General features: G+C 46.5%; 20 protein-coding genes. 8 read left to right on the top strand and 12 right to left on the bottom strand.

Annotated elements, in window-relative coordinates; all coding sequences use genetic code 11:
- Positions 1-138: 138 nt before the first annotated feature.
- The 5 genes from hslU to priA form a co-directional block, all read right to left on the bottom strand.
- Positions 139-1,467 (bottom strand): HslU--HslV peptidase ATPase subunit, encoded by a 1,329-nt coding sequence (gene hslU, locus ACXAGP_RS18065; protein ID WP_475262950.1) that lies wholly within the window; start codon positions 1,465-1,467, stop codon positions 139-141.
- A 13-nt stretch (positions 1,468-1,480) separates the two neighbouring features.
- Entirely contained in the window at positions 1,481-2,005 is a 525-nt protein-coding gene (gene hslV, locus ACXAGP_RS18060) for an ATP-dependent protease subunit HslV (protein WP_475262949.1), read from the bottom strand.
- A gap of 110 nt (positions 2,006-2,115) precedes the next feature.
- Positions 2,116-2,961: a hypothetical protein gene (locus ACXAGP_RS18055; protein WP_475262948.1), complete on the bottom strand. Its 846-nt coding sequence runs from the start codon at positions 2,959-2,961 to the stop codon at positions 2,116-2,118.
- Positions 2,946-3,566, bottom strand: a complete 621-nt coding sequence (locus ACXAGP_RS18050; protein WP_475262947.1) for an SPOR domain-containing protein — start codon at positions 3,564-3,566, stop codon at positions 2,946-2,948. Before ACXAGP_RS18050 ends, ACXAGP_RS18055 begins: the two co-directional genes overlap by 16 nt.
- A gap of 121 nt (positions 3,567-3,687) precedes the next feature.
- Positions 3,688-5,895: a primosomal protein N' gene (gene priA / locus ACXAGP_RS18045; protein WP_475262946.1), complete on the bottom strand. Its 2,208-nt coding sequence runs from the start codon at positions 5,893-5,895 to the stop codon at positions 3,688-3,690.
- Between the two features lie 232 nt (positions 5,896-6,127).
- On the opposite strand from priA, the gene rpmE reads away from it, so the two are divergent.
- From rpmE to ACXAGP_RS18030, 3 genes are all read left to right on the top strand, one after another.
- Entirely contained in the window at positions 6,128-6,340 is a 213-nt protein-coding gene (gene rpmE, locus ACXAGP_RS18040; RefSeq protein ID WP_475262945.1) for a 50S ribosomal protein L31, read from the top strand.
- Positions 6,341-6,630: 290 nt separating this feature from the next.
- Complete coding sequence (locus ACXAGP_RS18035) at positions 6,631-7,887, top strand: malic enzyme-like NAD(P)-binding protein (protein WP_475262944.1); 1,257 nt, start codon at positions 6,631-6,633, stop codon at positions 7,885-7,887.
- 165 nt (positions 7,888-8,052) lie between these two features.
- Entirely contained in the window at positions 8,053-8,226 is a 174-nt protein-coding gene (locus ACXAGP_RS18030) for a hypothetical protein (RefSeq protein WP_475262943.1), read from the top strand.
- Between the two features lie 85 nt (positions 8,227-8,311).
- Here ACXAGP_RS18030 and ppc read toward each other — a convergent pair whose 3' ends face one another.
- Positions 8,312-10,936: a phosphoenolpyruvate carboxylase gene (gene ppc, locus ACXAGP_RS18025; RefSeq protein ID WP_475262942.1), complete on the bottom strand. Its 2,625-nt coding sequence runs from the start codon at positions 10,934-10,936 to the stop codon at positions 8,312-8,314.
- Between the two features lie 278 nt (positions 10,937-11,214).
- Here ppc and ACXAGP_RS18020 point away from each other — a divergent pair, with 278 nt between their 5' ends.
- The 3 genes from ACXAGP_RS18020 (at position 11,215) to ACXAGP_RS18010 (ending at position 14,861) form a co-directional block, all read left to right on the top strand.
- A complete protein-coding gene (locus tag ACXAGP_RS18020; protein ID WP_475262941.1) occupies positions 11,215-12,372 on the top strand; it encodes an ATP-grasp domain-containing protein in 1,158 nt (385 codons plus the stop codon).
- A 103-nt stretch (positions 12,373-12,475) separates the two neighbouring features.
- The gene (gene speA, locus ACXAGP_RS18015) at positions 12,476-14,392 is read left to right on the top strand and encodes a biosynthetic arginine decarboxylase (RefSeq protein ID WP_338294727.1); all 1,917 of its coding nucleotides are present in this window, start codon (positions 12,476-12,478) and stop codon (positions 14,390-14,392) included.
- Positions 14,393-14,642: 250 nt separating this feature from the next.
- A complete protein-coding gene (locus ACXAGP_RS18010; protein WP_475262940.1) occupies positions 14,643-14,861 on the top strand; it encodes a hypothetical protein in 219 nt (72 codons plus the stop codon).
- Here the strand turns inward: ACXAGP_RS18010 and ACXAGP_RS18005 are convergent.
- Positions 14,837-15,970: a substrate-binding domain-containing protein gene (locus tag ACXAGP_RS18005; protein WP_475262939.1), complete on the bottom strand. Its 1,134-nt coding sequence runs from the start codon at positions 15,968-15,970 to the stop codon at positions 14,837-14,839. The genes ACXAGP_RS18010 and ACXAGP_RS18005 overlap by 25 nt on opposite strands.
- Positions 15,971-16,071: 101 nt before the next feature.
- On the opposite strand from ACXAGP_RS18005, the gene ACXAGP_RS18000 reads away from it, so the two are divergent.
- The gene (locus ACXAGP_RS18000) at positions 16,072-16,677 is read left to right on the top strand and encodes an RraA family protein (protein ID WP_475262938.1); all 606 of its coding nucleotides are present in this window, start codon (positions 16,072-16,074) and stop codon (positions 16,675-16,677) included.
- Here the strand turns inward: ACXAGP_RS18000 and ACXAGP_RS17995 are convergent.
- On the bottom strand, positions 16,663-16,902 hold the full coding sequence (locus ACXAGP_RS17995) for a hypothetical protein (protein WP_475262937.1): 240 nt from the start codon (positions 16,900-16,902) through the stop codon (positions 16,663-16,665). The genes ACXAGP_RS18000 and ACXAGP_RS17995 overlap by 15 nt on opposite strands.
- 350 nt (positions 16,903-17,252) lie before the next feature.
- On the opposite strand from ACXAGP_RS17995, the gene ACXAGP_RS17990 reads away from it, so the two are divergent.
- On the top strand, positions 17,253-17,609 hold the full coding sequence (locus ACXAGP_RS17990; protein ID WP_475262936.1) for a hypothetical protein: 357 nt from the start codon (positions 17,253-17,255) through the stop codon (positions 17,607-17,609).
- A 63-nt stretch (positions 17,610-17,672) separates the two neighbouring features.
- On the opposite strand, the gene ACXAGP_RS17985 is transcribed toward ACXAGP_RS17990, so the two are convergent.
- The 4 genes from ACXAGP_RS17985 to ubiG form a co-directional block, all read right to left on the bottom strand.
- Positions 17,673-19,742, bottom strand: a complete 2,070-nt coding sequence (locus tag ACXAGP_RS17985; protein ID WP_475262935.1) for a putative bifunctional diguanylate cyclase/phosphodiesterase — start codon at positions 19,740-19,742, stop codon at positions 17,673-17,675.
- The gene (locus tag ACXAGP_RS17980) at positions 19,739-20,302 is read right to left on the bottom strand and encodes a YfiR family protein (RefSeq protein ID WP_475262934.1); all 564 of its coding nucleotides are present in this window, start codon (positions 20,300-20,302) and stop codon (positions 19,739-19,741) included. The genes ACXAGP_RS17985 and ACXAGP_RS17980 overlap by 4 nt, the downstream gene beginning before the upstream one ends.
- Before the next feature lie 12 nt (positions 20,303-20,314).
- Complete coding sequence (locus tag ACXAGP_RS17975; protein WP_475262933.1) at positions 20,315-21,337, bottom strand: hypothetical protein; 1,023 nt, start codon at positions 21,335-21,337, stop codon at positions 20,315-20,317.
- A gap of 156 nt (positions 21,338-21,493) precedes the next feature.
- Positions 21,494-22,237, bottom strand: a complete 744-nt coding sequence (gene ubiG / locus ACXAGP_RS17970) for a bifunctional 2-polyprenyl-6-hydroxyphenol methylase/3-demethylubiquinol 3-O-methyltransferase UbiG (protein WP_475262932.1) — start codon at positions 22,235-22,237, stop codon at positions 21,494-21,496.
- Positions 22,238-22,317 lie beyond the last annotated feature (80 nt).

Below are 22,317 nucleotides of genomic sequence, written 5' to 3'. Positions count from 1 at the left end.
TATTCCTGCGGAATGCAAACCAGGTAAAATACATAACCGGCAGACGGATGTCGGTGTGGTGCTAAATGATAATTAACCCAAATACAAAAAAACCCGCCGTAAAGAGGCGGGTTCTTATATGCAATAAAAGCGATTGGCTTATAGAATAAAGCGACTTAAGTCTTCGTTCTCTACCAGTGATTCCAGGTGATCATCAACGTACTTAGCATCGATAACCACAGCTTCGCCATCCATTTCTGAGGCGTCATAAGAGATATCTTCCATCAAACGCTCCAGCACTGTGTGCAAACGACGGGCACCGATATTTTCTGTGGTTTCGTTAACCTGCCATGCGGCATGGGCGATACGGTCGATACCATCTTCAGAGAAAGTCAGGTTAACGCCTTCAGTTGCCATCAGAGCTTGATATTGCTCAGTAAGCGAAGCATTAGGTTCGGTTAAAATGCGTTTGAAATCGTCGGTGGTCAGTGCCGATAACTCCACACGAATAGGCAAACGCCCCTGCAGTTCCGGGATCAGATCACTAGGCTTGGCCATCTGGAACGCACCGGATGCAATAAACAGAATGTGGTCGGTTTTCACCATGCCGTGCTTGGTGCTCACGGTAGAGCCTTCTACCAAGGGTAATAAGTCCCGCTGCACACCTTCGCGAGAAACATCAGCGCTGCTGACATTTTCCCGCTTACAAATCTTGTCAATCTCGTCGATAAACACAATGCCATTTTGCTCAACGGCATCCAGCGCCTTTTCTTTCAGCTCTTCCTGGTTCACTAACTTGGCGGCTTCTTCTTCCACCAGCAGTTTCAGCGCGTCTTTAACCTTCAGCTTTTTCTTCTTCTTTTGCGAACCAGATAAGTTCTGGAACATGCCCTGCAGCTGGTTGGTCATCTCTTCCATGCCCGGAGGGGCCATGATTTCAACACCCACCTGAGGTAGAGACACGTCGATTTCGATTTCTTTATCGTCTAGCTGGCCTTCCCGTAATTTCTTGCGAAAGATTTGGCGCGAGCCTTTATCTTCAGTGGCTTCTTTCTCACCCCAGACATTTTCAGCCGGCGGTAACAATGCATCCAGAATTCGCTCTTCAGCCGCTTCTTCAGCGCGGTAGCGCACCTTGGCAAGCTCTTGCTCTTTGGTCATTTTCACTGCGATATCAGCTAAATCGCGGATGATGGTCTCAACTTCTTTGCCCACATACCCCACTTCAGTGAATTTAGTGGCTTCTACCTTGATGAAAGGCGCATTGGCAAGTTTTGCTAAACGACGGGCAATTTCGGTTTTACCCACACCTGTAGGCCCGATCATTAAGATGTTTTTCGGGGTAACTTCCTGGCGCAACTCCATGTCCAGTTGCATGCGACGCCAGCGATTGCGCAAGGCAATGGCCACTGCGCGCTTGGCGTTTTGCTGGCCGATAATATGATTGTCTAGTTCGTGGACAATTTCACGAGGGGTCATTTCAGACATATTTAATCCTGATCTAATAATCCAGTGTTTCCACAGTCTGGCTGTGATTGGTGAAGACGCAAATACTGCCGGCAATGAACAGGCTCTTCTCAGCGATATCTTTGGCAGACAGTTCAGTGTTTTCCAACAGCGCGGTTGCCGAAGCTTGAGCGTAGTTGCCACCTGAACCAATGGCAATTAAATCCATCTCCGGCTGAATCACATCACCGTTACCGGTAATAATTAGCGAGGCAGATTCATCAGCAACAGCCAATAACGCTTCTAAACGGCGCAACATACGGTCGGTACGCCAGTCTTTGGCTAATTCCACTGCGGCTTTGGTAAGGTGCCCTTGATGCATTTCCAGTTTGGATTCGAAGCGCTCAAATAAGGTAAAGGCATCGGCAGTACCACCAGCGAATCCAGCTAAAACCTTGTCGTTGTATAAACGACGTACTTTTTTGGCATTACCTTTCATCACGGTATTGCCCAATGAAACCTGACCATCACCGGCCATAACCACCTGATTGCCTCGGCGGACAGACACTATCGTTGTCATTTTGATTCCTGCGTTTTGTAGCGCGGCAAACCTATCCGGGCCGCACTTATTCAGACTATCTGCAGTTTGTGGGGGTGATTAGTTTGATTTCAAGCTTTTTGTGTGGGCAACTATCTTTCAAAGTGTAAGCGGATTTCTTCAGCGAGGCTTTCTGCTTGTTGTACTTCCTGCGGCTTCATGGTGGCGACGATGCGTTCGACAAACCAATTGGCATTGCCGTAGGTATTACTGTCATCAGTAATATCCTTAAGTGCTAAACCATAGGCAAGGGCCCTTATGTAATCCTGCCCTTGCGGTTGAGGTCCTTCATTTTTATAGCCGTACATTAACCACATCATGGCTTTTTCACTGCCTTTAACGGCGAGTGTTTCTGCTACCTGATATTTCTTCTGAGAGAGCCCGTAGCGTGCCTCAATCATCGCATCCCTGTCTGACAAATCTATATTCTGAAAACGATAAAATTCTTCATCACGTGTTGCCCAGAATTTTGTTAACGCCTGTTCAGAGCCGGCCAATGCCGCCTGCTCTAACAGTGCGACATAATCAATAGAGCGATCCACACCTTTACAGCGCTCGAATTGCGCCAGTTTTTCAGTGTTCAGGAAATGGCTTTCATTGTTTTGATTGGCATCGTCCAGCCAGGATTGCAATGCGGTATCATCAGGTAACGCGCGCTGGCAACCTTTTAACAAAGAGGCCTGCTGGTATAGAACTTCTGAGTCAATAACGGGGTCGTCGATAATTTGAACCTGGGTTTCAGGTTCTACAAATTTGGGCGAAGTATCAGTCGCCGAAGATAGCGGTGTATTGACCACATTTTCTGGTTTGCTCTGAGCTGCAGTATCAACCGAAGATTGTTGCGAACTATAGAATTGGTCTTGTGCCCATTGCTGCCAACCAAACCAAATCAGCAACAAAGCCAAAACAACAGCGCTAATTTTTACCAGATTCGGCACGTTGTAAAGCCGGCACGCTGTAGTGTATGGCGGTCTTTTTCAGCCATGCGCTTGCGCTCATACGGCCCCATCACCACTCGATACCAACGACCATTTTCGCCGTTACTTTCTTTGATATTAGATTCAATCCCCTGGAAAGCGATGCGGGCGCGCATACTTTCAGCCTGCTCTTGCTTGCGAAAAGAGCCGCATTGCAGAATATATTCCTGGGTAGAAGCTTGGGTTTCTTCCGGCAGGTCCACTTCAACTTCGTAATCGGGGTCCGTCAAAGTGGTCATAAATTCCCACTCTTCTTTAGGTGCTTCTGGCAATTCATCCTCTTTCTTAACTGGCGTTTCCTGCTTTTGCAGCGTGGCTTTATTGCCTTCAGAGGCATCCTTTATATTCCACAGGAAAATCCCAAAGCCTATAACCACAGCTAAGGTAAATACAATACGAAACCAAGGTGTTGCCTGGCCATTGCTGGCCTGCTGTGTCGCAGCAGGTGCAGCTGAGCCACCACTTTTTGCGCGCGGGGAAGACGCCCGTTTTTTGGGAGTAGGTTTTGCTTTTGTGGTTTTCTTTGGGGGAACTCTGTCCCTGGCCACGTAGTCTTTAGGTGCCATAGAATAATTAGTATTGTGTTTGTTTAGTTTTTAGCGCTGGCGGATCTTACCGCTTATAAACTGTGGTGAAAACCACTTCAAAGTTAAAAACTAAAGCCATTAGCGACTGATTGACATAAAGTTAATAAAAATCAGTAGGATCCACATCAATAGACCAGCGCACTTTGTGTTTTGTTGCAAGATTTTCCAATGTAGGTAAATGCTTATTTAATGCTCTATGTAGGGGTAAGCGCTGTAAATGAGACAGTAATAGCTGCATTCTGAAACGTCCCTGGCGTTTTTCCATTAACGAAGGAAACGGGCCAATCACTTTGAGTGCAGGCTCATTAAGTGATTGTTCCATATGGAACATTTTTGCCACCTGCAATAAAAACTGATGGCTGTCAGCAAGACTAATAGATTCCGACTTGAGCAATATCTGAAACTCAAAAGGCGGTAATTGCGCCGCTTGTCGTTCTTTTAATGTGGTACGGGCAAAGTGGCCGTAGCCATTGTGCAATAAATCCAACAACAAACCATTGTCGGGATGACAAGATTGCAGCCACATTTCGCCTTCGCTACCTGCTCGTCCGGTCCTACCAGCTACCTGAGTGATCAACTGTGCCAACTGCTCAGTGGCTCTGAAATCAGCACTGTACAGCGCCGCATCCACATCTAAAATTGCCACCATAGCAAGGTGTTTAAAATGATGCCCTTTAGCCAGAATTTGGGTGCCCACCAATATCTGATACTTGCGCTGGTTAATGGCTTCGAGCGTTTCATTTAAAGAGCGCTTGCCAGACATACTGTCGCTGTCTACTCTGGCTACCTGATAATTGGGAAACAGTCTCGACAGCGCTTCTTCCAATTGCTCAGTGCCTACGCCGCTGGCACTGACATTATTGCTACCACAGGATTGGCAGCCTGGTTGGCGTCTTTTTACAGAGCCGCAATGATGACAATGCAATTGTTGTGTGGATTTGTGCCAAGTGTAGGGTTTATCACAATGTTTGCAGCTATCCACATAACCGCAATCGGAGCACATTAAGGCAGGTGAATAACCGCGACGATTAATAAATATCATCACCTGCTGCTGTTGCCTGAGATGTAAGTTAATGCGCTCTATAAGATAAGGGCTTAGCCCGGCATCCAGATATTGCTCTCTAATATCCAACAATTGCTGAATAACCTTGCTGCCTTTCACCACCTTTTCACGCAAGTGCAAATGTCGATAGCGGGAAGTCAGGGCATTATTCAGTGTTTCCAATGACGGTGTGGCAGAACCCAACACTAACGGAATATCCAACTGCTTGGCGCGCATGATGGCCAGGTCTCGGGCGTGATAACGAAAGCCGTCTTGTTGTTTGAAAGAGCTATCATGCTCTTCATCCACCACTATCATGCCCGGCCATTTAAGAGGTAAAAACACCGCAGAACGAGTGCCGATAATAATCCCCACTTCGCCATCACGGGCTTTTTGCCATACAGCCAAACGCTCATTATCTGTAAGACCTGAGTGCCACACGCCAATATCGATTGCAAAACGCTCTTCGAAGCGGGCCAATGTCTGCGGTGTTAAGCTAATTTCAGGTACCAGTACAATCACCTGACGTTGTTGCTGTAGCTGACTCTCAATAGCCTGCAGATAAACTTCGGTCTTACCGCTACCTGTTACCCCTTCTATTAAAAAGGGCTGAAATCCTTGGGTGCTATTGATGGCACTGATAGCCAACGCCTGCTCGGTGCTGGCAAAAGGGCGCGATGCTACCTTTAGAGATTTAGTCCAGCTGTGATCGACTTTGCTAATGCGCTCTTCGCAGATGATCAAGTCTTGTTTGTGCAATGCGCGTAATACTGGCTTGTTGAATTGGCGCAAAAGCTCTGCTTCCGCGACTGGTCCATCTAATAGCACTTGCAATAACGCCTGCTGTTTTGGTGCTTTACGCAACTTTTCTAAGCTGTCTAAGCAAACATCATCTGCTGTGCGCCATAAACGTTCGGTGGCGCGGCTATCAGGCTCGCCCTTGCGCAATTTGGCGGGTATGGCGGTGAGCAAGACATCACCAATGGGGTGACAATAATAAGCGGCGGCCCAAAACAGTAGCTCAAGCATGCTTGCACTGAATAGCGGTGCCTCATCCGGGGCACTAAGTATGGGTTTGAGCTTTTCTATCGGCCACTGTGATTGCGCCTTTGTGTTAAGCACAATGCCAATTTTTTCACCATGTGCATAAGGCACTTTTACGCGCATACCGGGTAGTAGTTTACCTACCATTTCATCCGGTATTTGATAGTCGAAGGCCTGCCGTTTAGGTATCGCAAGCGCAATTTCTGCAATCTTATTGGTCATTTCAGCGCGGTTGAGTGGATTGATTCCAATGGGAGTTAAGGTGTCGCATAACAAATAATGCAACACCACGCTTAATTTTTAAGCATTTTTGCTTGATCCCCGAAAGGCGATACATTAATATGCGCGCCTCTTTGCCTCAAGGGGCAAATGGAGAAAGATTTTTTGTAATTAACATCGTATGGTGGCCAGCTTCGGGTTGGTTAGCGATACGGCCTTAATAATGAGGTGCCCCATGCAACAAGGTATTCACCCAGAATACAACGAAATCAACGCTAACTGCTCTTGCGGTAACAGCTTCAAGATCCGTTCTACTTTGAAAAAAGACCTGGCTCTTGACGTATGTTCAGCTTGCCACCCTTTCTACACTGGTAAGCAAAAGATCCTTGATACTGGTGGTCGCGTTGATCGCTTCAAGAAACGTTTCTCTGTACTGGGCAAAAAATAAGATTGTCCGTTACACAAGTTACGTGAAAAACCCGGCTGATGCCGGGTTTTTTGTTTTTGAAACACAGAATAACTGCCACAGATCATACCTCTGTACAAACTTCCAACCCTGCTCCGACTACCTAAATTTGCCATAGCTGTAACCCCACCTGTTATGTTACAGTTCTCAGCACAAAAAGAATTGTTTTAAACAATCACCCAATTATTTAAATAAGCTTTAAAAGCAGCAAGTACCGACGACGACATAACAAAACCTATTTATTAGATATTTTACTGAGGCCCTACAACTTTATGTCTGATCTACGTCAAAAGGCACTGGATTATCACGCCTTCCCGAAACCCGGAAAAATCAGTGTAGAACTTACCACGCAAGCTGAAACCGTTGAGCATTTAGCCCTGGCATACAGCCCAGGCGTAGCTGAACCCGTTAAAGAAATTGCCGCCGATCCGGAAAATGCTTACAAGTACACAGTTAAAGGTAACCTTGTTGCTGTTATTTCAAATGGTACAGCGATTTTAGGATTAGGAAATCTGGGACCTTTGGCTTCAAAACCCGTTATGGAGGGTAAATCCTTGCTGTTTAAGCGCTTCGCGGGTATCGACTCAATCGATATTGAAGTGCAGCACGATTCCGTACAGGAGTTTATTGATACTGTTGCCAATATCTCCATATCTTTTGGGGGTATCAATCTGGAAGATATCAAAGCACCCGAGTGCTTTGAAATTGAGCAAGCCCTCATCGAGCGCTGTGATATTCCAGTGTTTCACGATGATCAACACGGTACTGCTATTGTTACTGCAGCCGGCATGTTGAACGCGCTGGAAATTCAAGGCAAAACCCTGTCCGATGCTAAAATCGTATGTTTGGGCGCGGGCGCAGCCGCGGTGGCCTGTATGGATATGCTGGTAACCTGTGGTGCCAAACGACACAACATTTTCATGTTAGACAGCAAAGGCGTAATCCACTCCGAACGAGAAAACTTACCTGCTCACAAACAAAAATTCTCTAACGAAACAGACAAGCGTACCTTAGAGGATGCCATTGACGGCGCTGATGCCTTTTTGGGTGTGTCTGGCGCTAATCTGTTAAGTGTTGAAGCCTTGCGCAAAATGGCTCCCAACCCGGTAGTATTTGCCTGTGCGAATCCGGATCCGGAAATCAAACCGGCACTCGCAAAAGAGGAGCGCGAGGATCTTATAATCGCTACCGGCCGCTCAGATTATCCCAACCAGGTGAATAACGTGCTGTGCTTTCCCTTTATTTTCAGGGGGGCATTGGATGTACGCGCCACGGTTATCAACGATGCAATGAAAGTGGCTGCAGTTGAAGCTATTCGTCAACTAGCCAAGGAAGAAGTCCCCCATGAGGTACTCGCTGCGGCCCATGTAAATCATCTGGAATTCGGCAAGGACTACATTATTCCCAAGCCGATGGATCCCAGATTATGTCGCAGAGTGGCAACAGCTGTAGCTCAAGCCGCTGTTGATTCGGGGGTGTCAAAAATAAATTGCCTTCCCGTCAATTATCTGGCAGAGTTACCCGCGTAAATTACGAATGGTAATTTTGCTGACCAAAGGTTAGTAGTAATGCAAGGATAATGAGCAAATTCGTGGGCCAGATTATGTAGTACAGGGCCGCCTAAATAATAACAATAATATAATCAGTGAAATGACATTTTCGTACTGTAAATTATAAATACAAGAGTTCGAAAAATGACAACCCCTGACACAACGCGCCAGCCCAAACGGCAAGAGCTGACGCAAGAGCTTCTGGAACACTATCAGTGTCAACCGAAGCTTTCAAAAATGAAAGAGGCACAGCCCAGGCTGGAAGCCCAATTTCAATTTCCCAAAGCAGTATGGGAAAAATTAAGAGCCAAGAATTAAAAGTTAGTAAATTAAATACTCTTAATTCAAGGCAAAAAAAGAGTCGCTATAGCGACTCTTTTTGTATCTGCAGCAAGGCTTTCCGTTAGCCTGTATTACGCATTCCCACAGCAATACCTGTAATGGTCACCATCATGGCTTTTTCCAGCGTTCTGTCTTCCTGGGTATCATCCAACACCCTGATGCGCTGTAACAGCTCCATTTGCAAATAATGTAGCGGTTGTAAATAATCCGCGCGAATAGACATAGACTGTTTGCCCTTCGGATCAGACTCCATCACTGCTTGTTGTCCTAACAATTTCAACAACAAGGCAATACTGTCGCTTAACTCGGCGCGAAGTTTATCGCCAAAATGCTGCAATTCCGCAGGAACGAGTTTGTCATCATAAGCCTTACCCACTCGGGTATCGGCCTTGTAAAATACCATGTCCAGCATGGACAAACGCGAGCGGAAAAATGGCCAACTGGCCAACATATCCTGCAATAATGGCTCATTGCCCTTATCTAACGCTTTTTGTACGGCTGGCATCACACCGAGCCAGGAAGGCAATACCATCCGGGTTTGGGCCCAGGCGAAAATCCAGGGAATAGCGCGCAAACTCTCAATACCACCTGTGGGTTTGCGTTTTGCAGGGCGACTACCCAAAGGCAACTTGCCTAACTCTTGCTCTGGTGTGGCCACGCGGAAATAAGGTACAAAATCCGCATCGTGGCGCACCACTTTACGATAATTGTCTCTGGCATCGGCCGCCATATCTGTGATCGCTTGACGCCACTCAGGTTTTGGCTCGGGAGGCGGTAAAATAAAGGCTTCCAGGATAGCACTGGCGTATAAGTTCAGACTGCGCTTGGCCAGCGCCGGCATGCCAAACTTATAGCGAATGGTCTCGCCTTGCTCGGTAACCCTGAAGCCACCATCCAGTGACCCCGGAGGCTGAGACAAGATAGCGGAATGTGCTGGCAAGCCGCCACGTCCTATTGTGCCACCGCGACCGTGGAACAAGGTGAGCTTGATATCGTTTTCTTGTGCTATCGCCACCAGCGCTTCTTGCGACTCGTATTGCGCCCAACCTGCGGCCAGTGCCCCAGCATCTTTGGCAGAATCGGAATATCCAATCATCACATATTGCTGGCCTTTGATGTAACCGCGATACCAGTCAATGGCCAACAAATCACTCATCACTTTAGGCGCATTGTTCAAATCGTCCAGGGTTTCAAACAAAGGCGCTACAGGCATAGCCCAGCCTACATTCATTTCCTGCAGCAACAACTGCACTGCCATCACATCAGAGGGCAAACTAGCCATGGAAATAATGTAAATACCAAAGGCCTCGCGATTGTTTTGCGCAATAACTTTACAGGTATCAATCACCTCTTTGACTTCCGCGCTGGGCTGCCAATTAGTGGGGAACAATGGGCGCTTGGAATTTAATTCGTGCAATAAAAACGCTTGCTTGTCGGCTTCTGTCCACTGGTTATAGTCGCCGATACCCAAATGGCGGGTGAGCTCACCAAACACATTAGCGTGGCGCTCGGAGTCTTGTCTAACGTCCAGGCGTAACAGGTGCACGCCAAAACAATGAGCCCGTCGAATGGTATCCAGCAACAAACTGTCGGCAACGTTACTCATGCCACAGGCGTATAATGAGTTGTAACAAGCCATCAGTGGCGCCAGAATCTCTTCATCTGACTGGATCCAGTCTTCCTGATCTACCGGAAACCCTTCCAGGTGGCTGGCAATACCATCACGCGTCAGGATCAGTTGATCCCACACCGGGCGTAACAAGGCGCGATACGGCTCAAGGGCATCGTCACCGACAATACTGCGCACATAGTCATCGCAATCGGTCATGGATAGTTCCACCACTAAACGCTCAATGTCATCTGCGAATAATCGCGCAGCGCGCTTTCTGGCCAATAGTAAGACTTTTTGAGTAACCTTAGCGGTAACGTTAGGGTTACCATCCCGGTCGCCCCCCATCCAGCTACTAAAGTGCACCGGTGAAGCATCCAGCGGTAAACTCTGAGCAAACTGGGCTTGCAGTTTGCCATCTAATTCTCGAATAAAATCGGGGACAGCCTCCCAAAGGGAGTTTTCAATGACCGCAAAACCCCATTGCGCTTCATCTACAGGAGTTGGACGCACCGCGCGCACTTCTTCCGAGTGCCAGGCCTGAGTGATAAGATCAGCAATGCGCAGTTCCAGCGATCTGCGCTGTACGGCACTGAGTTCATCACTACGCAAGCGTTTTACGCATTGAGTTAATTCAGAATACTTATGAATAAAGGTACGACGATAGACTTCAGTGGGGTGCGCAGTGAGTACCAAATCAATGTCTAATTTTGCGACCGTATCGGCAAATGAGCTTTGTGAGAAATCCATGTCTTGTAATCGCGCTAACAAGGCTTCCATGGGATCGTCTATCTGAGCATGACTATTGTGTTCTTGCTCTACAATATTGGCTAAATTTAGAAATTGGGTAAAAGCGCGTGCGACCGTGAGTAACTGCTCGTTTTCCAGTTCAGAAAAAAGCGCTTGAAGCTGTTCTGTTGCTTCTTGCTCGCCTTGGTTAGACTTGCGACCCGCTTTACGGATAGTTTCGATGCGCTCTAGCCATGCTTCACCCAACTGATCTTTGATGGTGGTGCCCAAGGTGCTGCCCAATTGACGAACAGTATCCCTTAGCTGATTTTCCATAGCGTCTGACATAGGTTCTCCGAATTTAATAAAATTTCAGTTTTTGCGGAATTTCACCACAGAAAGCCGTTAAACTTACCTCATTTTGTAATTAAATTACAAGAATTTGCTAAATTGTCTGCATTTCTCGGCAAAAATACAATCTGTCGCTTTATGCTGTATGCTGGTTTTGAACGTCCTGAAGGATCTTATTGATTTTATAATTTGTGCTGTTGTTGATACTTTCTACCTTAAAAACCCCTTCAATGGCAAATGACAAACCTGTTAATGTGGAAAGTGGTTATCCAAATATGAAGCAAAATCCAACCATTCTGGCATTGGCCAGTGAATTTAAAGGCGCTGAATTTATCCGCGAATGCAAACGCCAGGGCTGTGAAATCTTTGTTATCGCCAATGAGCGCTTCAAAGATCATCCTTGGCCATGGGACTGCATAGACCGCTTCCACACCATGCAAGACTTGCGGATACAGCCGGACCTTACTCACACCGTTGCCTGGTTGATGCGTCATCATCAAATTGACCGCATTGTAGCGTTGGATGATTATGACGTAGAGCACAGCGCCGACCTCAGAGAGCACACGCGTTTACCTGGCATGAAGCACACAAGCGCCCGGCTGTTTAGAGATAAACTGGCCATGCGGGATGCCGCGCTGCAACACCAATTACCACAACCGCGCTTCACCGGTATTCTCAACCATCATCAGGTTTACGAGTTTATGGAATCGGTACCTGTCCCCTGGATTCTCAAGCCACGCACTTTGGCGGGCTCAGAAGGGATTGAAAAGTTTTACCAACAAGAAGACCTTTGGCAAAAACTTGAGGCATTGGGTGACCGCCAGTCGTATTTTTTGCTGGAAGAGTTTGTCAGTGGTGATGTCTATCACGTAGATTCACTGTGCTGGAAAGGAGAAGTGATCTTTGCGCAAGTCAGCCGCTATGGCGCGCCACCACTCACCATGCTGCAGGGACAAGGCATTTTCTCCACCAGAGTTTTACCGCGAGACAGCGAAGACAGCCTGAAACTCATCGAACACAATCGTCAATTATTATCTGCCTTCGGACGAGAATACGGTCCAAGCCACAGTGAATTCATCAAAGGCGAAGACGGTGAATTCCGCTTCCTGGAAACTTCCGCTCGTGTGGCGGGTGGTAACATTGAACATACCATCGAATGTGCTTCTAACCTGAAAATCTGGCAGGAAGCCGCCAAAATGGAGTTGGCTGATTTTCGCAATGAACACTATAGCTTGCCGGATTTGCGCAACGACTATGCAGGCTTGGTGGCTTGCCCCTGGCACGAAGCTCAACCCGACATCGACAGCTTTGCTGAAGACGAGATTAAATATCGATATCAAGCTGATGGCTACGCCAGCCTGGTAGTGCAATCCGAAGACAGTGAAAGAGTCGAGTGGTTATTGCAGGATTTGGCCAAAAGACTATTGGCCTGATATTGGCTTTAAAGCACAACAAAACTATACTTGCAGCAATAATTTTATGTGAATAAACGAAGTGCTCCCCATCGGAGCACTTTCGCATTGAGAGACAACGAATTTGAACAACTGGACTATTGAAGATGCCGAAGAGCTTTACCGGGTAAAGCGCTGGGGTGCGGGTTACTTTGAAATTGGTGAAAACGGTAATCTAAAGATCACGCCTTCGCAGAATAACGAAAGTCTGCGCATTGATTTCAAATCCGTCATTGATGAGATTCGGGCCGAAGGTATTCAGTTTCCAGTGGTTGTGCGCTTCCACGACATTTTGCGCGCGCAAGTAGCCAAACTCAATCAGGTATTCAGAGACACCATTTCAGCTGCGGAATATCAAGGCAACTATATGGGCGTGTATCCGGTTAAAGTCAACCAGATGCGTGAAGTCGTCGAAGAAGTTGTGGATGCTGGTGAACCCTTTCAATTTGGCCTTGAGGCAGGTTCAAAAGCAGAGCTTTTAACCGTTATGGCGTACAACACCAATCCCGGCGCCTTAACGATTCTCAACGGCTACAAAGACGAAGAATTTATGCGTCTTGCCTTTATGGGTTTGTTGATGGGCCGCCGCATCATTATCGTTGTGGAGAAGTTCAGCGAATTGTATACCATTGCTAAATTGGCTAAAGAGTTAGGCATCAGTCCGGAAATCGGCTTAAGAGCTAAAATGTCGGTTAAGGGCCGAGGCAAATGGGCAGGTTCCGCAGGCGACCGAGCCAAGTTTGGTTTATCCACTTCAGAGTTGGTGGCTGCGGTAAAATACCTGAAAGACGAAGGTTTAGATGAACGCCTGAAGTTGCTGCACTTTCACATTGGTAGTCAGCTAACTGATATTCGCGCCATCAAGGATGCCATTACCGAAGGTGCGCGCATCTACGCCGAACTGCGCCATCTCGGCGCGAATCTGGAATTTGTGGATGTGGGCGGTGGCTTGGGCATTGACTATGACGGTAGTGCCTCCACCAACGAATCCTCCCGCAACTACAGCATCAAAGAATACGTGGGCGACATTGTTTATGGTATGCAGGAAATCTGCGACGCCGAAGAAGTGCCGCACCCGAACTTGGTCAGCGAAAGCGGTCGCGCCCTGACCGCTCATCACAGCTGCGTGGTGACTGAAGTCGTCAGTGAAATCAAACCACAAGGCAGCCAGGCGATTCATACCAGTGATCCCGATGAGCACTTCATCGTCAGCAATATGCGGGAATTGTCAGAAAATCTGGAAAAGTACCCTAACTCGCAAGAAGTCTACAACGATGCGGGAGACTGGAAAGAGCAAGCACTTAATGCTTTTAAATTGGGGGTGCTCAACCTTGAACAGCTGGCTACCGTCGAAACTCTCTATTGGCAAATCATGCAGGTGATTCAAACTCGCCTGGAAAAAGACGAGTTTGTCCCGGAAGAACTGAAAGAAATCGAATTACAAATGGCCTCTCAGTACCTGGGGAATTTTTCGGTGTTTCAATCGGCAGCCGATACCTGGGCTATCGATCAGATACTGCCAGTGGTGCCTATTACTCGTATGAACGAAAAACCCACTATCACCTGCTCTATCGCAGATATTACCTGTGATAGTGACGGCAAGATTGACAACTTTATCGGTGAAGACGGTATTTCCCCCACGATTAAGATGCATCCGTTAAAGCCCAACGAGCATTATTATGTGGGCTTATTCCTGACCGGGGCTTATCAAGATGTTATGGGAGACATGCACAACCTGTTCGGTCGCCTTAACGAAGTACACATCTTCAGTTACGATGACGACCCGGAAGACTTTTACATTGAAGAAATTGTCCGTGGTTCTTCGGTAGAACATGTCCTGAATATCATGCAATACCATCCCAAATCCATGGCCCAGGATGTAAAACGCGTAATCGATAAAAAGATTGCCGATGGTGAGCTCAAACCCCGCGACGGCGTTAAGCTCATCGACTTTTATGAGGCTTGTCTGGAAGGTTACACCTATTTAAAAACCACAAGCTGATCTCGCAAAAACGCAATTTGATGGCGCTCTAATGAGCGTCATTTCTATAAACTCACTCTTGAATTAGCAAACCTAAAAAGAGAATTGGCCCATCAAAAACCTTATTATTGCCCTTCTTGCCACGCTATTACTGGCCTGCTCTGATGAGCCGGTAGATCCTCATCAACAAAAACTAGATGCTTTATTCAACGCTCAGCCCAAACAGGACGCTAAGCAAACGATTGAAAACGGAGATTTTCGCTTTATCGCCGTGCACAATCATCACCTTATCTTACCCTTAAATGTGCCTGGATGCCTTGTAGAACAATTTGGTTATCGCACCCTGTCTAATGAGTCACTGCCCTACATGGGCTACTCATTTCAACTTTATGGCGCGCTTTCCCAAACTTATGCAAACTGGTACAACTATGATCTATTGGCAGAGATCGAAACTCAGCTTCCTGATCAATTCGACTGCGCCTCTGATTGAGGTATGGGGAGTTTTAAATCATAGGACTTTTGCCCGGGGTTTAAACAACGGGAATAGCGCCGAAAGTTTATTGCACGCAAATACTCTGCTGACAAGATTTGCAAAACCTGTTGCGCATTATCAGCATTCATAACTTCCAGGTTAGAGTGCATAAGTAATCCTCTATCGTCCTTAAAATCCATTCCTGACAGATAATCAAACAATAGAACAAGGGCCCAACCCGCCTCCATAAAATGACCGCCTAAACTCGCCTGCAGCCTGCCTGATTCAAGCATTTCAATATTCACTGGGGCCCAGTCAAAACTACCTGACTTTGTACGGGCAGATTGTTTTGAAAAAATGCGATCAACCCCCACTGCGATATCAGGGCCCGCTGTCCACAGAATATCGACCTCTGCAACTCTCCTTAACAGGGTTGTAGCCGCTTGTTCAGCAATGCCTGAACTCCAATCTGTATAGATAGCGGGAATAATATCCAAACCTAACTGCTCTGCTTTTTGTATAGCCCCCTTAAGGCGATGTGCATTGACTCTGGAGCTTGATGAGCCAGAAACGAAGGCAATTCGGTTGCCTGCTCGGCTTTCATGGAGTATCTGCACAAGCTGAGCACCAGCACTGACTTCATCGGGTGACATATGACCTAGCCAATTTTGAAAAAGATTTCTGGGCTTAGAAGTTAATTTGAGTACCTTTTCTTCAAGGCTCACGTTAATGGTGAATAGCGGTATATTGTACTTATCAAACTTTGCTATTTGGGCGTATTCTCGTGCCCCATATAACACGCTAACAATGGCATCAGGTGGGTCTTGTCGCTTTAAAATAGCTTCTATCTGATTATCAAAGCTATTCCACTGCTCATTGCTATCATTGATGGTGACGATTTCCAGCGATATCGACAGGTCCTCAGCAACGGCATAGGCAAACTTATCCGCTTGCATCCAAAAGTTGTTTCTTTTGGCATCAGGTCTGAAAAATACCACCTTGTAATTCGAAGCGGTACACAACTCGTGAACAACAGCGTCTGCTGCGCTACACTGAACAGTCCACAAAAATAGTACAAGACCCATGAAATGAGTGGGGCTTGCAAAGGATTGTTTGAATGAAAACACGCGAAACATCCTTTAAGTTTAGAAACAAGTAGCAGAAGAGCAATTGCTTCTTGATTAGTTATTTGCGTAAATGTCTAAAAAGATTGAAGGAAGGACAACCTATGTCAGCTAATAACTTTGCCGAAGTTTCCCCCTGCGATTATGCGGATGGACTGCCACGAGAGCAGTTTATGGATTTTTATATCAAGCCGTTATGGCAGGGTATCCCCCGAATTGCTGGCCCTGCATTTACCGTGAAATGCGCCCCAGGAGATCACCTGATGTTGCACGCTGCGATTTATGAAGCGAATCCTGGCGATGTGATTGTCTGCCAGGCAGATGAGCGCTTTGCTGTGAGTGGCGGTAACGTCTGTGCCATTGCGCAAAAACGCGGCATTGCGGGCATGATAGTTGACGGTGTCATCCGGGATGTCGCCGAAGTACGGGAAGCGAAGTTTCCGGTATTTGCTAAAGGCGTTTGCCCGAAGCCCGGTGCCAAAAAAGTCAAATCACCACTCAACCAAACCATTCAGTGTGGCGGGGTTACCGTACATCCCGGCGACATTGTGGTGGCCGATGAGGAAGGCATTGCTGTTATCCCCAAAGCGCTAGCATCAGAGGTCTACGAAATTGGTAAAAAACGCCGGGATAAAGATGCCGCTCTGACTTTAGAGCAATGGCAAGCCAATCACGAACAACTCATCAAAGAAAAGCTAGCCTCGCTCTAACAATTTCGCCAGTGTCGGGTTACCAAAGCTGACCATCAGTACCGCAAAACACTGGCTAATAAACAACAAGATAGCGGAGCAACCTAACAAGGCATTTTGCTCCGCAACCCCGGCTTCGAAATAATAGTAACTGCCCATAAAACTACACAACAGCAGCGCCGAGCACACAATACAGACAGCCGTGATCTGCCCCAAAGTGAATTGATAAACTAATCGGAACATCATCCATGATTCCCTTGAAGTTATTCGGTCAGTCAATTTAAACGGATAAGTGGGCAATGTGAAACTGTACTAAGGTACAGTTTATTCACCTGCTTAATGTCATAGTAAAACAACCTGATCGCACCCACTATTATATCGAATATTTCGAAATACCATATTAATCACTCTTTGTATATCAGCAAAGAAATAGCACTCAAAAAAGATATGCATATACTTTTTTCGATATATAAACGCTTAATCTTCGAATATACCAGGTTGAAATTTAAGGCTATAAATTCAACATCACAGGTGTCTTGCAATGCAACAGGCGAATTTGTCGGGCACTCAACATCTTGTTATGTCAGGAGAACGTTATGAGACTCATCGTCAAATCTGCAAACTTAAACCTGCAAGAAGCTCACAGAGAAACGGTTAAAAAACGCGTGAGCAGTGTTTTTCATCGCACCGTAGACGCCATTCAATCACTCACCATCACCCTCAGTGATGTCAATGGACCAAAAGGCGGCCCGGATAAACAAGTGAAGGTAAAACTGAAATCCGACAACATGCCGCTGATCGTAGTTATCGATAAAAAGAGTAATTGGATTGCCGCTGTGAATTCCGCTTTAAATCGCGTCAACAATAGCTTTATCAGGAAACTCAAGCGCAAAAAACAGGTAAATGCGAAAGTCAAAAACCTGGTTTTAACCAGTGATTTGGTTGCCAGTTAACCTGGTTTTAATGAAGTATTCAAGGCTCCGGTGAGAGCCTTGTAATCATTGCGGGTAGTAAACTTATTGCGCTACTCTGGCCAGTAAAAACTCGGTGGTATCTTCCACCGACAAAGGACGGCTAAAATAATAACCTTGGATCATGTCACAGCCCATATCCTTCAACTGAGAAGCCTGCTGTTGGTTTTCCACGCACTCTGCAATCAGACTCAATCCTAAGCTCTTGCCCAAGGTGATGATTGACTGAATGATACCGTCGTTAATATTGTCCACTCCCATCTGACGCACGAAACTACCATCGATTTTTAAGGTACCCACAGGTAAATCCCGAAGGTAACTCATACTGGAATATCCTGTACCAAAATCGTCCACCGCGATATTGATCCCCATTTGACGCAACTGTTCTAAAACCCGGATGGCGTGTTCGGTGTTGGAGATAAAGGTATTTTCAGTGATCTCAATTTCCAGACTCTTTGCTGATAAGCCGGTTTTCTCCAAGATTTGAGTGATTTGCTCAACAGCATTGGGGTGCATGATAAAAGAAGCAGGCAAATTAACCGCCACACGAGTCTGCTCACAACCTAGTGCTTGCCAACTGGCATTCTGGCCACACGCCTCTTCCAACACCCAAAGACTCAAAGAATGCATGAGCCCCACATCTTCAGCCACGGGCAAAAACTGCACAGGATTGAGTAAGCCTAGCTCATCATCTTGCCAGCGAATAAGGGCTTCAATGCCACAAACCCGGCCAGTTTCAGTGCAAATTTGCGGTTGATACACCAGATGAAAGCTCTTGTTTTCCAGCGCTAAACGCAATTTGTGCTCAAGAGTCAGTCGTTCCAGTGAGCCATCAATCATGTCGTGTTCAAAGAAGCAATACTGACTCAAGCCCTTCTCTTTGGCCCGATACATGGCAACGTCAGCATGACGCAGCAAAGTAGAGGCATCAGTGCCATCATCCGGGAAGCGCGCAATACCGATACTGGTGGAAATATGTAACTGGTTGCCGGACAGTTCAATAGGCTCACTGAGAGTAAAAATGATTTGTTCAGCCAGCGGGATGATGTCTTCTTTACTGTGCAAATGCTCCAACAAAATAATAAATTCATCACCGCCCCAACGACACACGGAATCGGCTTTTCGCACCACAGACGAGAGCTTTTCTGCCACCTGAACCAGTAAGTCATCACCAACTGCATGACCAAGGTTATCATTGACGTACTTAAACCTGTCCAGGTCCAGAAACATCAATGCCATTTGCGAGTTTTCGCGGCTGGCGTTATCGATACCATGATTAAGTCGGTCCACCAATAAATGGCGATTGGGCAATTGTGTCAGGGCATCGTAATTGGCGCGGTTAAACAGTTGTTCCGTACGCAAGGCCACTAAAGATTCCAATCTTTCGCTATGGGCATGCAGTTGCTTCTCATGCTCTTCAATCGTATCCAGCATGCTATTTACGCCGGTAATCAATGTGCCCAGCTCATCACTGCCTTTTAGCCTGACACGACGGTTATAACGGCGATTCCGGGCCACATAGCCTACCAGTTCCACCAGCTTGTTCATGGGGGCCGCCAGGAAAGCCTGCAATCGCCAATGTAAGAAAAAAGACACCGACAGACTGACAATAAATACCAGTGCGAGAATCAATAAATAATTGCCTCGTTGATCCGACAAAGCATCACTATCGGATTCCATGATCACATAGCCAATCACTTCATTGTCCATGCGTACAGGGTGGTGCACCGTCAGGTAAGTGCTGCTATCAAGCTTGTTTTGCAACTCCTGATAATCCGGCAGACGCTTTTCAGGATCCCGCTGATAACTGGCAAACAGGTTATTGTCCTTATCCAGTAACATTGCATATTGGGTAGCCGGAAAGGATTTCAGTGAGGATAAAACTTCACTGGCAGCTTGCGTATCACCAAACAACAATGCCGAACGAGAGGTCGCTGCCATAAGTTGTGCTTTACCGTAGAGGTTTTCTAACAAGCGGGTTTTGTGATCAGAAACATATTTGCCATAAAGTAACACTGAGGCCAACGCCAGGGTAATGCTGGTAACGACAGTCGCCACTAAGAGCTGCTTCTTAAAAAAAGAGAGCTGCTCGTATTTGGCAATTAGCTTTTTCATGTTTTCTTGATTCGGGCCAGTTTTAATAACTCTGAGCTGATTTCCAGCTCCAGGGCATTTAATCGTTGCATGTCTATTTCAAAGCGTAGCCGTTTTCCTTCTTCATAAAAAGAAAAAGTGGCGACATTTTGAAAAATAGAAGTATCTGAGGAAACAATTAATACTTCTTTCAAGACATCCAGAATCGGTTGCTGTGCTTTGCTTAAATAGGCGAGATCGCAGCGATTATTGTAAGCTATGAGTTTAACCTCAACGCGCAGCTGCTGTTCGCCAACTGTGCGATTTGCAACCAAGGCTTGCAAAAAACCCAATAGTGGGTCGTCTTCAGCCAGGCATACCACAACCGTTTCTCTGGGGGTACGTGTATCTAAGTCCTGCCAACTAATAAACTTAGTGAAGTTGAAAATATATGCAGCTTTTAACTTATCAAGTCGAGTGAGCTGTGGGTAATCCTGAGACTGAGCATAGCTACCACTGACTGCCAAACCCAACATCATAGTCAGTAACACCCGATTTAAATATCGAGAGCGAAAAGACTTTGATAAAGTTTGCAACAACACCGGATTAATTCCCTACATCGAACTGGAAAAAGCGATACCAGCTCGCCAGTTTTCTTTGGGTTGTGGACCATTTAAATACTGATACAAAGGCTTGGCCATCTCTAATCCAAGACTGTATGTATCACTAAAGCGCCATCGAATTCCAATACTGGCCAGTAACTTTTTACCACCGTATAAATCTGGATTAGTGATACTCGCGGGATAGGGATTAGTTTGCGCCACCAGCAGCGCTGTATCTGCCCCCTGTATGGATTGAGAATGCACATATTCAAGTCCCAAGATGGTATCCAATGACTCACTGTTTTGGTATCTATATTTACCCTTAACACTGTACCGATTTCCCAATCGATAATCCCTGTCGTTTTTACCGGTGCGAATAGTGGCAGATAAATCTACTTCGAGCTGATGCTCTCCGGGCGATTGATAGCTCAATGTCAGTGGTATATCCCAGGTGCCCGAACCTAATTGCATCGTGTAAGGAAGCTGCTGATCGCCCGGTGCTCTTGGGGTATCGCCCCGCTCGTCAATAGAGCCAGTGGGTATACTCAGCTTAACCTGCAAGGCCCATTGATGTGATAACTGTTGTGCTAGTACATACCTTGCTCCCAGAGATAAGTCACCGGGTCCATGACTTTTTAACAAAAACGTCTCATAGCCAGGTACAGCAGAAATATGATCGGTTTCCTGCTGGATATAAGGCAGTACCAGATTAAATTGCCACTCTGGACGCCATTGATATTGAATGCCTAGAATTGACGCTCGCTGCTTAATGACGGTTGGCACCACGGGAAAGTTACTGTCAGTGCGCGGTTCTGCCCCAGGAGTGAACAACACCTCGTCCAGCGAGAGTTTATCGGACCCTTTGAGATAACCATCAAATTCGGCTTGCTGATAACGCAGCGACCAGGTCCAATTTTGACTATTCGGCTTTGCGTCTTCCGTTGATGCACTAAATAACTCTTGCAGACTCATCTCGGCAAATTCAGCGGGAGTGGACTGGGCAATAGCTTGTGAAGATATAAATGCGCAAACCATACAGGATAGTGTTTTGGTAATCGCACAACGGCGTGATCTGAACAAACGCGTACCTCTCAGGAAATATCAAGTTACCATCCGAGGTCATTTTATCCATTGACTCCTAGCGTAACCCAAATGTCGCTAAATACGCAGCAAATTTTACCGATGTTCCCGTTATTTAGTAGCAAATAGAAGATAATTAACCGAAGTGTCTCTACTGGTGCGCCAACTATTAGTGAAAGGATTGAAACTCATTCCTGAAATCGCACCTGTACTCAGTCCATTTTCGGTGATCATACCCTGTAGCTCTGCGGGTTTTACAAACGCTTTCCAGCTGTGAGTGCCCACAGGAAGCAAGCGCAGAACATACTCCGCACCAATGATGCCAAACAAAAACGACTTAAAGGTGCGATTCAGTGTTGCTAGCACCAGTAATCCACCGGGCTTTAACAATGCACAACATTCCGCGATTAACTGTGCTTGATCCGGGACATGTTCTATCACTTCGGTATTCATTACGATATCAAACTGGCGTGACTCATCCACTAACACCTCAGACAAACAGTGTCGATAGTTAATGCTCAAACCATACGATTTAGCGTGACGCTGAGCCACCTTAATACTCATTTCACTGGCATCAATTCCAGTAACCGTAACGCCCAATTGCGCTAGCGGCTCACATAAAAGACCACCACCACAACCAACGTCCAGGGCACTTAATTCAGACAAGGCTTTTTCCTTAAAGTGCTGCCGGATTTGCTGCTCTATGACGTGCCAGCGACAGGCATTAAACTCCAATACACGTCGATATTGACCGTTGGGATCCCACCAGGCCTCAGCGAGCGCATCAAATCGCGCGATTTCTTCCTCACTAGTGTTAGCGCTTTTGCTGTATTGGAGCGCACTTTTATCCAACATAAAATCAATACCTCTACTACCCATTAGCAATAACTTGCGGAAACAAAAAAGGCGACACAATGTCGCCTTTTCAAGTTTCT

The sequence above is a fragment of the Planctobacterium sp. AWM4_229 genome, from assembly GCF_056160305.1.
The sequence above is the reverse complement of the archived record's forward strand: the minus strand, read 5'-3'. Positions and strand labels throughout refer to the sequence as shown.